The organism is Roseinatronobacter alkalisoli, from assembly GCF_028745735.1.
GTDB classification, from domain to species: Bacteria; Pseudomonadota; Alphaproteobacteria; order Rhodobacterales; family Rhodobacteraceae; genus Roseinatronobacter; species Roseinatronobacter alkalisoli.
Genome location: NZ_JAQZSM010000002.1, coordinates 293,523 through 306,800 on the forward strand (window position 1 = coordinate 293,523; position 13,278 = coordinate 306,800).

Genomic DNA, 13,278 nt, shown 5'->3' on the forward strand with positions numbered 1-13,278 from the left:
ATGGCGGCAACTCCCGGACAACTTTTTGAGCGCGTGGCGGATACCTTCGCCATGCCTCTGGTGCAGGTGAAGCAGATGGACCGTTTTCTTGCCGATGCTGGCCTACGCACCAAGACAGGCGGACGCGGGCGCAATGCCCCCAAAGTCTCGTCGCGCGATGCCGCGCACCTTCTGATTGCAGCGGCAACAAGTCGGAGCATCAAGGATGCAGCGGAAATGGCTCACACTTTTGGCCAGTTGCCGTTTTCACCCAATCAGGAAGTTTTCGCGGGAGCGGAGCGATTAACCTTGCTCAAGATCGATGGGCTTTCCCCAGATCACACCTTTGCAGACGGACTTGCCGCGATAATCGATTCAGTGCGGAATGGCGACTTTGACGCCGCAATCCGCGCGCGCGGTGAATCAGACCCGCAAAAACTATTGATGGCGGACATTCGAGTGGAGTTGTTCCAGCCGTCGGCCATGGCAAGGATAGAGGTCTACAATCTCAAACGTTGCCTGAAGATGAACTATGATCAGCACCCTGACTATTCACGGCCAGATGCAATCGAGTTGCTGCAAAAACAGGTGGGCGACAAGCCGCGATCCGACCTGCAACACATCTCGGCGTTTGGGCTTGGATCGATCCGCGCGATTGCCGATCTGTTAGGACCGGAGGCCAGCACATGAGCGCGACCGTTTATGCCGCCGACCTCTCGGCCGATCTGGGCTTTGGTCGCAACATGCCACCCAAATTTTGGAGCTGGTGCGAAAAGCACAATCTGCGCGCCATTGAGGGCAAGCCCTACGCCTTCGACCGCGACAAGGTTCAGGACGTGATTAGTGCATCGAGGGGGGCGAAGTGATGGGAAAGGCTTTGCTACCAGACTGGCCGGGATACCTGCGCCGTGCGCGCGCCGCACAGTATGTGGACGTGTCAACCACCAAGTTTGATGATCTGGTCCGCGAAGGCGCTTTGCCCGCGCCTATCACTCGCTTGGGCGTAAAGGTCTGGTCGCGCGCGCAGATCGACGATCTGTTGCAAAATACCGATCCAGACAGCACGGAAGGGGGGCTTGTGTCATGCGACGCCGTATTTCCACCAAGCTGAAATACCTGAGCCAGTCGGGTCACTTCCCGAGCGGCAATCCCCGGCTTTACATGGGGCCGAAAGGTGCGAAGCGCGTCCCCATGCCTGACGCGCCAGTCGATCACCCGATGTTTCTTTCGGCCTATGCCAAGGCACTTGCCTCGATCACCGGGGCGGATGGAATCGATCTGCGCTTGCCAGCTCCGAAGGGATCTATCAAGGACGCCGCTCAAAGCCTGCTGCGCAGTGATTACTGGCGTGACGTTCTAAGAGAAGGCACAAAGGCGCGACGCAGGCCAGAGTATGACCGGATCATTGAAGCCTATGGACAGGCCGATCTGCGAACCCTCAAGCCTGAACATATCCGCGCTGACCTCAAGGGGCTTAAACCACACGCAAGGAACAACCGCTTGAAGGTCTGGCGCAGCTTGATGAAGTTTGCGACAGAGGCTTACAGCCTTCCAAGCAATCCCGCGCTGGCAGTAGCGAAGACACAGACAAAAAAGACAGACGGTCACGCAAGCTGGACACAAGCCGATGTGGAAAAGTTCCGCAAGCATTGGCCGCTCGACAGCGCCCCTCGCCTTGCCTTCGAGTTGATATACTGGACTGGCGCGCGCATCTCAGATGCAATCAAATTGGGTCCAGTCAATGTGAGCCGCGACGGGTTCCTAATATTTTGCCAGGGCAAGACGGGCGCCGAAGCCTATCCGCCTTTTGACATGGGTGTGTCGCCTCTCGCCGATCAGTATTCATCGGATTTGCACTTGCTACACCAAGCCATCCAAAGGCGACCGTCGCGGCACCTGACCTATATGACCACGGCGCAAGGTTCATCGCGATCTGTCAAAGCCGCGTCACAGTGGCTTGCCGAGAAGGCACGCGATGCGGGCATAGAAGGCAAGACAGCACACGGCCTACGCAAGCGCCGCACTGAACTGCTGATCGAAGCAGGCGCGACCCGCGATCAGGTTAAGGGGTGGATAGGCCACGAATCGGACAGCATGGTTTCACTCTATGCAAAGAAATTTGACCGGAAGCGGGCGCTAATTGGCACAGACCGAGAACGGCAAAGTTCCAAGTTTTCGGAAAAGTTCCAACAAAAGGATGAAAAACCGTGACTTTTCAAGTGCATGAAAAAGGTTTGGCGATCCCGGGAGGACTCGAACCCCCAACATCCTGATTAGAAGTCAGGTGCTCTATCCAGTTGAGCTACGGGACCACGGTTGTCTTCTTGCTGTATCATGGGCAGGATTACAACGGGCATGCCTTGGGTTCATGCAAAAAGGCCCCCGGTCATGCCGGAGGCCCCAATAAAATACCTGCCGTTCAGGCGGCGGTTTGCGCCTTTGCAAGGTCACGCTTGATCTTCTGTGCGTTCGGCGAAAGTTCTTCATCCTTCGCGCGGGCAAGATAGGCGTCAAGGCCACCGCGGTGATCCACCGAGCGCAGCGCTGCAGAGGAAACGCGCAGCTTGAAGCTGCGACCCAGCGCTTCGGACTGAAGCGACACGTCCTGCAGATTGGGCAGGAAGCGGCGGCGGGTCTTGTTGTTGGCGTGGCTTACATTGTTGCCCGACATCGGGCCTTTTCCGGTCAGTTCGCAGCGGCGCGACATGGGTTTATCCTCGTCTTGTTCATAAGGGCGGATGACGAAACAGCCATGCCGCCACATACCAAAGGGCACTGCTGCGCAGCGCCGTGAATCTCGTTCCCGCGCTATTAGGGGGTATCGATAGTGGCGTCAAGCGATTCCGGCAGTTTTGTCTGCTCCATTTCCGGCCAAAGGCTGGCAAACAGGTCTTGCGCCGCGCGGCTGGCGGTCAGCTGGCCATCGGCAACCTGTTCCGACAGTGACTGCATCAGGCTGCGTGCCTTTGGCTGCGCCAGCTGTGCCAGCAATGTCTGGCGCACTTCTTCTTCGAACCAGTGGCGGGCCTGTTCGGCACGGCGCGCGTGCCAATGCCCTTGCGCGCGCCGCCAGTCCACCAGATCGCGGATTTCGGCCCAGGCCCGGTCCAGCCCCGATATTTCCAGTGCTGAAACGGTCATGGCCTTCGGGAACCCGTCGGGGTCCTGCGGTCTGCGGCGCAACAGGCGCAATGCACCGGCATAATCGGCGCAGGTCCGCATGGCGGTTGCCTTCAGATCGCCATCTGCCTTGTTCACCAGAATGATATCCGCAGCTTCCATGATGCCACGCTTGACGCCTTGCAATTCATCGCCGCCCGCAGGCGCCAGCAGCAGCAAAAACACATCCGACAATTCCGCGACCACTGTTTCCGACTGGCCAACGCCAACAGTTTCAATCAGCACCACATCGAAACCCGCCGCTTCGCACAGCGCCACTGCTTCGCGCGTGCGCCGTGCCACCCCGCCCAGATGTGACTGGCTGGGACTGGGACGAATGAACGCATCGGGGCTGCGCGACAGCCGTTCCATGCGTGTCTTGTCACCCAGAATGGACCCGCCGGTGCGCTTGCTGGACGGGTCAACCGCCAGCACGGCCACGCGCAGGCCCTGCGCAACCAGCATCAGGCCGAAACTTTCGATAAAGGTGGATTTCCCGACACCCGGCGTGCCCGAAAGGCCGATGCGAATGGCCTCTCGGCCGGTGCGGGCAAGGGTTTCCAGCAATTCCGTGGCCTGTACCCGGTGTTCTGGGCGCGCGCTTTCGACAAGCGTGATGGCGCGCGCAACTGCGCGCCGTTCGCCCCGCTCGACCGCATCGGCCAGGATTGCGATATCCATATGCGCCCCCGTTGTTCCTGCTCATTGTCCCCAAATGGCCCGCAGGAAGCCCCTTTGTCCAGCCCCGCCCCATGATTTGGCGTATCATGACCCGACAAAGACGGCGCGCGCCGTTGCATGATGGCATAAAATGGCGGCATAACGCTGGCCATGCGACTGCCTATTGATGACATCCTTCCCGCGCTGAAAACGGCCCTTGCAGCCGCCGGGCGTGTCGTGCTGCAAGCCCCGCCGGGGGCGGGCAAGACAACCCGTGTGCCACTGGCGCTGCTGGATCAGGTCAAGGGGCGCATCGTCATGCTGGAACCGCGCAGACTGGCCGCGCGTGCCGCCGCCGCACAAATGGCCCATCTGCTGGGCGAACAGCCGGGCCAGCGCGTGGGCTACCGTATCCGGGGCGAATCCGTGACCGGCCCCGACACCCGAATAGAGGTCGTGACCGAAGGCATTCTGACCCGTATGTTGCAGCGCGACCCCGAACTTGCAGGCATTGGCGCGGTGATTTTCGATGAATTTCATGAACGTTCGGTCAATGCGGATCTGGGGCTGGCGCTGACATGGGAAATGCGCGATGCGCTGCGCCCGGACCTGCAGGTGATTGTCATGTCCGCCACGTTGGATGCAGCCCCCGTGGCCGCGCTGCTGGACGATGCGCCCGTTCTGACCGCCGAGGGGCGCGCCTTTCCGGTTGAAACCCGGTGGCTGGACCGCCCCTTGCCCAGAACGGCGCGGTTTGAACGTGCCGCCGCCGACCTGATCGTGCAGGCGCTGCGCGCTGAAACAGGGTCAGTGCTGGCATTCCTGCCCGGTGAAGGGGAAATCAGGCGCGTCGCGGGGGCGCTTGCCCACGACCTGCCCGCCGATACCAGCCTGCACCCGCTTTACGGGGCTTTGCCCCTTGCCGAGCAGCGCGCAGCCCTGATGCCCGCCAAAACCGGGCGCAAACTGGTATTGGCAACCGCAATCGCCGAAACATCGTTGACCATCGAAGGGGTGCGTGTGGTGGTCGATTGCGGGCTGGCACGGCGGGCGCGGTTTGACCCCGGAAGCGGCATGTCGCGGCTGGTGACCGAACGTGTCACCCGCGCCGAAGCCGACCAACGGCGCGGGCGTGCGGGGCGTATGGAGGCGGGGGTCTGTTACCGGATGTGGGCGCGCGCCGAAGAAGGGGCGCTGCACGCCTTCGCGCCGCCTGAAATCGAACGCGCGGATCTGGCTGCGCTGGCGCTTGATCTGGCGCTTTGGGGCAGTGATGCGGGCTTGCGGTTCCTGACGCCCCCGCCCGCCGCCGCGCTGGCGGAAGCGCGTGCGCTGCTGATGGGTCTTGGCGCGCTGGACCCGGCAGGACGGATCACGATACATGGGCGCGACATGGCGGCGCTGCCGCTGCACCCGCGCGTGGCGCATATGCTGTTATCCGCAGGCCGCGACGCAGCACCCCTTGCCGCGCTATTGTCGGAACGCGATATTCTGCAGGCGGCCCCTGCGGACCTGTCGCTGCGGCTGGAAGCGTTCCGTGACCCGCGCCGGTTTGGCGACACGCGGCCATATGCAATCCATCAACCGGCCCTTGCACGGGTGAAGGAAGACGCCCGCCGTCTGGCGCGGCTGGCCCCGGCGGTCAAGGCGCCGCATTCCAGCGCCGAAATGGTGGCCCTCGCCTATCCCGACCGGATCGGATTGCGGCGTAAGGGGGATGATCCGCGCTATGTGCTGGCAGGGGGCAAGGGCGCGGTGCTGGATGCGGGCGACGGGCTGGCGCAAACCCGGCTGATTGTCGTGACCGACACTGACGGCAACCCGCGCGAAGCCCGTATCCGGCAGGCCATCGCCCTGCGAGAGGCCAGTCTGCGCCAGCTTTTTGCGCAGCAGATATCCTGGCGGCAGATTTGCAGCTGGTCCCGGCGCGAACAACGCATCAAGGCGCGCGAACAGGAACATTTCGGCGCGCTGGTACTGGCAGACCGTCTTTGGCATGACGCCCCGCCTGACGCGATGATTGCCGCTGCCTGCGCGGGGCTGCGCGATATTGGCCTGCCGCTGTCAGATGGCGCGCGCCGGTTCATTGCCCGCGTGGATTTGCTGCGCGCGCAAGGGCTGGAGATGCCCGACATGTCTGACGCGGCGCTGCTGGCGGGGCTTGAACACTGGCTTGGCCCCGCGCTGGCGCAGTGCCGCACGGCCGATGATCTGCGCGCGCTGGATGTGCAGCCAGCCTTGCGCGCCATGCTGGACTGGGACCAGATGCAGCAACTGGACAGGCTGGCGCCTGCGCATTTTGTCACCCCGCTGGGCAATAAGGTCGCCATTGATTATGGTGGCGATGCGCCGGAAATCGCAGTCCGGCTGCAGGAAATGTTCGGCATGGCGGACCACCCTGCGATCGGGCCGAAGCGCTTGCCAATGCGTGTGGTGCTGCTGTCGCCCGCGCGCAGGCCAGTGCAGGTGACAATGGATTTGCCGGGCTTCTGGGCCAACAGCTATGCCGATGTGCGCAAGGACATGCGCGGGCAATACCCCCGGCACCCCTGGCCTGACGACCCGCTGGCGGCTAGCCCGACACTGCGCGCCAATCCAAGGCGCAAGACCTGACCCGGCGACGCCGGGCAATCGCGCGACCAACGATGCGAATCCCGCCGCCCCCGCAACATATGGCAGCCGGACGGGGGATGCCGGGGCAATTGCACCCTTCCCACAGTGTTCACCCGCTTAGTTTTTCGTTCTGAAGATGCGATGCGTGCCAGGGCGCTTGCGTATCAGGTGCCCCGAACAGATAGCCTTGCAGGCAATCGACCCCCATATCGACCAGAATGCGCGCATCCTCGACGGTTTCGACCGATTCAGCGACAGTGAACATATCGAAATGCCGCGCAATCGACACCAACGCCTGAGTCAGAATCTGGTTGTCGGGGTTGTCGCTGATGCCGCGAATGAATTCGCCGTCAATCTTGATGATGTCGAAATAGAAATCTTTCAGATAACGGAACGCTGTGTAGCCTGCGCCGAAATCATCCAGCGCGAAACAAATGCCGCGTTCCTGCATATCCTGCATGAATACTGTCACCAGGTCCGGCATGACGATTGCGGATGATTCCGTGATTTCAAGAATCAGGCGTTCACCTATTCTGGGGTCCACACGCAAGCCCCGTTCCAGCGTGGCCAGCCATTCCGGATACCCGATGGAACGCGCGGACATATTGATGGACAGGCGGATTCCGGGTTCAGCCGCCAGCGTTTCCAGCCCCATTTCCAGCGCCAGACAGTCTATTTTACGCCCCAGTTCCATGGTTTCGACCGCACCAATGAAATCCCCTGCAGGAATGATCCGGCCGGTCGGGTCCATGATACGGATCAACCCTTCATAGAATGCAGCGCGGCGCGGCATGCGCGCCTGCACGACGGGTTGAAAGGCCAGCATTGCGCGCCGTTCCTTCAGGCCTTGTTCGACCAGATGAATGGCGTCATGCCGTGTCTGTTCCGCCGCAGCGCCAAAGGGCGATGCATAGGCAGCAGCTTCATCATAGGGCCGACCGGAAAACTGGTTTGGCATTGGAACTCTCCAGGACTTTTCCCAGCCTTGCCCCAGCGCGCTTAATTCACGGTTAAATTCCGGCGTTTCTTTAAAATGCTTGCGTTATTTTCCTGTTCCAACACCATTTGCCCTGTTGCCCTGCGGATTGCCTTCGCAGGCGGGCGGGCGTATAGCGCTTGCGACTTCCGGTGGCGTCAGGGAACAGAATACATGAACGACTCTTCAGCGAACACAATGTGGGGCGGGCGCTTTGCTGCCGGGCCACATGCGATCATGGAAGCCATCAATGCCTCGATCGGGTTCGATCAACGTATGGCGGCGCAGGACATCACCGGGTCGCGCGCGCATGCAGCCATGCTGGCGGCAACCGGTATCATTACCAAACAGGATGCGCAGGCCATAGATCAGGGGCTGGTGCAGGTTCTGGCGGAAATCGAAACCGGAACCTTCGCCTTCTCGACGGCCCTGGAAGACATCCATATGAATGTCGAAGCGCGCCTTTCGGACATCATCGGCACGCCTGCGGGGCGGCTGCATACGGCACGCTCGCGCAATGATCAGGTCGCGCTGGATTTCCGCATCTGGGTGCGCGACCAGTGCGACGCCGCGATTACGGGCATTGAATCACTGATGCAGGCCTTTCTGGCGCAGGCCGAAGCCGGGGCAGACTGGGTTATGCCCGGTTTCACCCATCTGCAGACCGCGCAGCCGGTCACATGGGGGCATCATATGCTGGCCTATGTGGAAATGCTGGCCCGCGACAAGGGCCGGTTTCAGGATGCCCGCGCACGGATGAATGAATGCCCCCTTGGCGCAGCGGCGCTGGCGGGCACGTCATTTCCCATTGACCGGCAGATGACCGCCACTGCGCTGGGGTTTGACCGGCCCACGGCAAATTCCCTTGATTCCGTGTCGGACCGCGATTTCGCGCTGGAATTCCTGTCTGCCGCCAGTATCTGTGCGCTGCACCTGTCGCGCTTTGCCGAAGAACTGGTGATCTGGTCCTCGGCGCAGTTCCGGTTTGTGCGCATGTCGGACCAGTTTTCCACCGGGTCCAGCATCATGCCGCAGAAACGTAACCCCGATGCCGCGGAATTGCTGCGCGCGAAGCTGGGGCGCATCCTTGGCGCGACAGTGGCGCTGTTCACTGTCATGAAGGGGCTGCCACTGGCCTATTCCAAGGACATGCAGGAAGACAAGGAACAGGTCTTTGATGCCGCCGATACGCTGATGCTGGGGCTTGCGGCAATGGATGGGATGGTCCGCGACCTGACCGCCAACCGCGCAACGCTGGAAGCGGCGGCCGCATCCGGGTTTTCAACCGCAACAGATCTGGCCGACTGGCTGGTGCGCGAACTGAACCTGCCCTTCCGCGAGGCGCACCACGTCACCGGGTCACTGGTTAAACTGGCGGAGGACAAGGGCTGCGACCTGCCTGACCTGTCCATCGAAGAGATGCAGAATGTCCATGGCCAGATCACCGCTGCAGTGTATTCTGTTCTGGGCGTGCAGAATTCGGTCGCCAGCCGCACCAGCTATGGTGGCACCGCACCCGCAAATGTCCGTACCCAGATCGCCCGCTGGAAAGAGGTTCTTAAATGAAATACGCCGCTCTTGCCCTTGTGATTGCGCTGGCCGCCTGTGGCGCCGACGCCCCGCCGCGCCATGACGATCCGTCCGCGCCCCCCATCGGAATTTCCGGCGAGGTCCGGATAGGGGTCGCCACAGATCTATGACAGCCCTGCGGATGATCTACCTGGCAATGGCGATCTGGGGCGCGGTCCATCCGATGTACTGGTTCATCACCTGGTTTACGCAGAACGAATGGTCGCTGATGGCCATGGTGGATGCCTGGCATGCCAATGCGGCCACCAGCGGGCTGGTCTGGGATCTGACGATTGCGGCGCTGGCGCTGACACTGTTCGTTCTGGTGGAAACATGGCAGCGCCGCCGCTTCAGCGGGCTTCTGGCCATTCCGGCCACATTCTGCATCGGGGTGTCCTGTGGGCTGCCGCTCTATCTGTTTCTGCGCACGCGACCGGATTGACGCAGTCTTCATCTTGCCGCAAATACTCTCGCTGAAGGCACACGCCCTTGCATCCTTGCCCGCCGCCTGACCGAAAGCACCCCTGATGGACCATTTTTTATACCGCGACGGCGTTTTGCATGCCGAAGATGTGCCCCTGACCCGCATTGCAGCAGACGTGGGCACACCGTTCTATTGTTATTCCACAGCCACGCTGACGCGCCATTTTCGCCTGTTTCAGGATGCGCTGGCGGGGTTGGACCATCTGGTGTGCTTTGCCATCAAATCCCTGTCCAATCAGGCCATTTTGCAGACATTGGCCGAACTGGGCGCGGGTATGGATGTGGTGTCGGGGGGCGAATACCGGCGCGCACTGGCCGCAGGGGTGCCCGGCGACCGGATCGTGTTTTCCGGCGTGGGCAAGACTCGCGCGGAGATGGAATATGCGCTGACCCATGGCATCCGGCAGTTCAACGTGGAATCCGCCGAAGAGCTGCGTGTGCTATCGTCGGTGGCCAGCGCCATGGGGGCGGTCGCGCCGATTACCCTGCGCGTGAACCCTGATGTCGATGCCAAAACGCATGAGAAAATCGCCACTGGTCGCAAGGAAGACAAATTCGGCGTTCCGATCACACAAGCCCGCGCGATTTACGCCGAGGCCGCGACCCTTTCGGGCATCGAAATCGTCGGTGTGGATGTGCATATCGGCAGCCAGTTGACCGACCTTGCCCCGTTTGAGGCTGCATTCAGCAAGATTGCCGACCTGACCCGCGAATTGCGCGCGGATGGTCACACCATCCGGCGGCTGGATCTGGGCGGGGGGCTGGGCATTCCCTATACCCGGTCCAATGAAACGCCGCCGCTGCCACTGGAATACGGCGCGATGATCCGGCGCGTGCTGGGTGATCTGGATGTCGAGATTGAAATTGAACCGGGCCGCCTGATTGCGGGCAATGCGGGTATCCTTGTGGCTTCCGTCATTTACCTGAAAGAAGGGGAGGGGCGTAATTTCCTGATCCTTGATGCCGCGATGAATGACCTGATCCGCCCGGCCATGTATGGCGCGCATCATGACATCGTGCCGGTGCAGGAGGCTGCTGCGGGCCTGGAGTTGCACCCGGTGGATATTGTCGGCCCGGTCTGCGAATCGGGCGATACATTTGCCAAGGCGCGCAACATGCCGCCGCTTGCCCCCGATGATCTGGTCGTGTTCCGGTCCGCCGGGGCCTATGGCGCGGTGATGTCGTCGGAATACAACACCCGCCCCCTGATCCCCGAAGTTCTGGTGAAAGATGATCAATATGCTGTCATCCGCCCCCGCCCAAGCTTTGACGAAATCATCAACCGCGATACATTGCCTGCATGGATGACCCCAAAGCCATGAAACCCATGGCCCGCAGAGAGGGCTGATGTTCCGCCGAAAGACGACAGACATGCCACCCGCCCTGACCCGCGCCCTGCGGGGCACCTTGGCAGGGCTGTGGGCGGAAAGGCTGGCGCGTGCATTCTGGCCCTTTACGGCACTGTTGCTGCTTGTGGCCGCAGGGCTGGGGTTCGGCGCGCAGGACTATCTGCCACCGCTTTGGGCCAGTATTGCGGCAATCGTGCTGCTGTTTGCACTGCTTGGTGCGTTGCTTCATGGCGCGTGGCGGTTGCAACCTCCCTTTCCCGCGGATGCCGCGCAACGGCTTGATCAGGCCTTGCCCGGGCGCCCGCTGGCCACACTTGGCGATCAGCAGGCGATTGGCGCGCAGGATGCAGCGTCAGTGCGGGTCTGGGTCGCGCATCAGGCGCGGATGCAGGCGCGGCTGGCACATGTCACCCCGGTGCGCGGCGATCTGCGGCTGGCGCGGTTTGACCGCTTCGGTCTGCGCTATATCGCGCTGACAGCATTTACCGTGTCGCTGCTGTTCGGCACGCCCATGCGTGTGGTGGAAATATCGGAACTTGCGCAAATTCCCGGCCGCGCCGAAGCTGTGGCGCTTGGCCCGTCATGGGAAGCATGGGTGCAGCCGCCTGCCTATACCGGACGGCCCAGCCTGTACCTGAACGAAGTGGACCGCGCCCGTCTGGAACTGCCCCAAGGCAGCCGCGTGACAGTGCGCTTCTATGGCCAGCAAGGCGTCATGTCGGTGCATGAGGGCCTGTCGGGCAGGGTGGACCCCGACACGACAGATATGGCGCAGGATTTCGATATCGAAAACTCCGGCAGGCTCAGCATCCGTGGCCCCGGTGGGCGCGACTGGGAAGTGGCCGCGCTGACCGATCAGCCGCCCGTCGTCAGACTGGACGGCGTTGCGCAACGCGAACGCGGCGGGCTGATGCGGCAGGATTTCACCGCAAGCGATGATTACGGCGTTGTCGCAGGCAAGGTTCATATCGATCTGGACCTTGCGAATACGCCGCGTGATTTTGGCCTTGCCGTGCCCCCCGAACCACGGGATGCGCTGACAGTTGCGCTGCCGCTGCCCGTATCAGGGTCGCGGGTCGAATTTTCCGATGCCTTTATCGAAGATTTCTCGCAGCACCCATGGGCCAATATGCCGGTCACAGTCGCGCTGCAGGTCGAAGATGCGCGCGGCCAGCAAGGCCAGACTGAACCCCACGCCATGACATTGCCGGGCCGACGTTTCTTCGACCCGATGGCCGCTGCTGTTATCGAATTGCGGCGCGACCTGTTGTGGTCACGCGAAAATGCCCGGCGTGCAGGCCAGTTGATGCGCGCGATCGGCCACCACCCGCAGGATGCCTTTCGCGGTGTTGAAGCGCGGATCAGGTTCACTGAAACCCGCGACCTGCTGCTGGCCAGTCTGGATGACGGCGGGCTGGATGGCGCCACGCGCGATGATCTGGCGCAGCGCATGTGGGATCTGGCCGTATTGCTGGAAGAAGGCGAACTGGCCGATGCCCGCGAACGTTTGCGGCGTGCGCAGGAACGCCTGAATGAAGCCGTGCGCAACGGGGCGGACCCGTCCGAAGTGGCCGATCTGATGGATGAATTGCGCGAGGCCATGCGCGATTACATGCGCCAGTTAGCCGAACAGCCCCGCGAACGCGGCGAAGCGCCGCCCGACGGTGAAAGCATTGAAATCACGCAGGACCAGATCCAGCAGCTTCTGGACCGCATTCAGGAACTGATGGACGAAGGCCGCATGGATGAAGCCGCGCAATTGCTGGCGCAGTTGCAGGAACTTCTGGAAAATCTGCAGATGGCCGAAGGGCAGGGCGGCCAGGGCATGCCCGGAAATGAAGCCATGGAAGGGCTGGGGGATACGCTGCGCCAGCAACAGGATCTGGCCGATGATACGTTCAACGACCTGCAGGACCAGTTCCGCCAGAATGATGGCGACGACCCTGCGTCACCGGATGATCTGGCAGACCGCCAGCGCGGTCTGGCAGACCAGCTGCGCGAGCTGCAACTGCCCCCCCTGCCGGGCGAAGGCACCCCCGAAGGCGATGCCGCCCTTGAAGCGCTGGAACGTGCTCAGCGCGCCATGGAAGATGCGGCGCAGGCATTGGAACAGGGCGAAAACAGCGAAGCCCTGAACCGGCAGGCCGACGCGATGGAAGCCATGCGCGATGGCCTGCGCGCCATGAATGACGCCCTGACCCAGGACCAGCGTGAGCGCCAGCAGGGCGAACAGGGTGCCCGGCAGGGCGCGGATGGCGGGCGCGACCCCCTTGGCCGCGACCGTAACCAGGGCGGCGAGGTCGGCACTGATCAGAACATGCTGCAAGGGGGCGACACTTATCGCCGCGCGCGCGATCTGCTGGAAGAATTGCGCCGCCGCTCTGCCGAACGCGACCGGCCAGAGGCCGAACTGGATTATCTGCGCCGCCTGCTGGACCGTTTCTGACAGCAGCGCCAAGTCTGGCGCATCCGATCACGCTTGAAAACCCT

13 protein-coding genes and 1 tRNA gene are annotated in these 13,278 nt (G+C 62.1%); 10 read left to right on the forward strand and 4 right to left on the reverse strand.

All coding sequences use genetic code 11. The features are described 5' to 3' along the window. The 4 genes from PUT78_RS03810 to PUT78_RS03825 are packed head-to-tail and all read left to right on the forward strand — an operon-like array spanning window position 1 to window position 2,190. Window positions 1-669, forward strand: coding sequence for a hypothetical protein (locus PUT78_RS03810; RefSeq protein WP_274350805.1), 669 nt, complete (start codon window positions 1-3; stop codon window positions 667-669). Beyond that, window positions 666-845, forward strand: coding sequence for a hypothetical protein (locus tag PUT78_RS03815; RefSeq protein ID WP_274350807.1), 180 nt, complete (start codon window positions 666-668; stop codon window positions 843-845). Before PUT78_RS03810 ends, PUT78_RS03815 begins: the two co-directional genes overlap by 4 nt. After that, window positions 845-1,090, forward strand: coding sequence for a helix-turn-helix transcriptional regulator (locus tag PUT78_RS03820; RefSeq protein WP_274350809.1), 246 nt, complete (start codon window positions 845-847; stop codon window positions 1,088-1,090). Before PUT78_RS03815 ends, PUT78_RS03820 begins: the two co-directional genes overlap by 1 nt. Continuing rightward, on the forward strand, window positions 1,063-2,190 hold the full coding sequence (locus tag PUT78_RS03825) for a tyrosine-type recombinase/integrase (RefSeq protein WP_274350811.1): 1,128 nt from the start codon (window positions 1,063-1,065) through the stop codon (window positions 2,188-2,190). The genes PUT78_RS03820 and PUT78_RS03825 overlap by 28 nt, the downstream gene beginning before the upstream one ends. A gap of 24 nt (window positions 2,191-2,214) precedes the next feature. Here the strand turns inward: PUT78_RS03825 and PUT78_RS03830 are convergent. The 3 genes from PUT78_RS03830 to meaB form a co-directional block, all read right to left on the reverse strand. Then, window positions 2,215-2,291 (reverse strand) — tRNA-Arg (locus tag PUT78_RS03830). Between the two features lie 107 nt (window positions 2,292-2,398). Beyond that, complete coding sequence (rpmB, locus tag PUT78_RS03835) at window positions 2,399-2,686, reverse strand: 50S ribosomal protein L28 (protein WP_274350813.1); 288 nt, start codon at window positions 2,684-2,686, stop codon at window positions 2,399-2,401. 104 nt (window positions 2,687-2,790) lie between these two features. Continuing rightward, the gene (gene meaB, locus PUT78_RS03840; protein WP_274350815.1) at window positions 2,791-3,819 is read right to left on the reverse strand and encodes a methylmalonyl Co-A mutase-associated GTPase MeaB; all 1,029 of its coding nucleotides are present in this window, start codon (window positions 3,817-3,819) and stop codon (window positions 2,791-2,793) included. A gap of 150 nt (window positions 3,820-3,969) precedes the next feature. Between meaB and hrpB the strand changes: the two genes are divergently transcribed. Further along, a complete protein-coding gene (gene hrpB / locus PUT78_RS03845; RefSeq protein ID WP_274350817.1) occupies window positions 3,970-6,411 on the forward strand; it encodes an ATP-dependent helicase HrpB in 2,442 nt (813 codons plus the stop codon). 109 nt (window positions 6,412-6,520) lie between these two features. Here the strand turns inward: hrpB and PUT78_RS03850 are convergent, their stop codons facing one another. Then, a complete protein-coding gene (locus PUT78_RS03850) occupies window positions 6,521-7,369 on the reverse strand; it encodes an EAL domain-containing protein (protein ID WP_274350818.1) in 849 nt (282 codons plus the stop codon). A gap of 192 nt (window positions 7,370-7,561) precedes the next feature. Here PUT78_RS03850 and argH point away from each other — a divergent pair, with 192 nt between their 5' ends. The 5 genes from argH (at window position 7,562) to PUT78_RS03875 (ending at window position 13,234) form a co-directional block, all read left to right on the forward strand. Further along, on the forward strand, window positions 7,562-8,953 hold the full coding sequence (gene argH, locus PUT78_RS03855; RefSeq protein ID WP_274350819.1) for an argininosuccinate lyase: 1,392 nt from the start codon (window positions 7,562-7,564) through the stop codon (window positions 8,951-8,953). Beyond that, window positions 8,950-9,087, forward strand: coding sequence for a hypothetical protein (locus PUT78_RS03860; protein WP_274350821.1), 138 nt, complete (start codon window positions 8,950-8,952; stop codon window positions 9,085-9,087). Before argH ends, PUT78_RS03860 begins: the two co-directional genes overlap by 4 nt. Then, window positions 9,084-9,398, forward strand: a complete 315-nt coding sequence (locus PUT78_RS03865) for a DUF2834 domain-containing protein (protein WP_274350822.1) — start codon at window positions 9,084-9,086, stop codon at window positions 9,396-9,398. The genes PUT78_RS03860 and PUT78_RS03865 overlap by 4 nt, the downstream gene beginning before the upstream one ends. An 85-nt stretch (window positions 9,399-9,483) precedes the next feature. Further along, window positions 9,484-10,761 carry a diaminopimelate decarboxylase gene (gene lysA, locus PUT78_RS03870; RefSeq protein ID WP_274350824.1) on the forward strand — a complete coding sequence of 426 codons (1,278 nt, stop codon included), beginning with the start codon at window positions 9,484-9,486 and terminating at the stop codon, window positions 10,759-10,761. Window positions 10,762-10,786: 25 nt separating this feature from the next. Beyond that, a complete protein-coding gene (locus tag PUT78_RS03875; RefSeq protein ID WP_274350825.1) occupies window positions 10,787-13,234 on the forward strand; it encodes a DUF4175 domain-containing protein in 2,448 nt (815 codons plus the stop codon). Window positions 13,235-13,278: the final 44 nt, after the last annotated feature.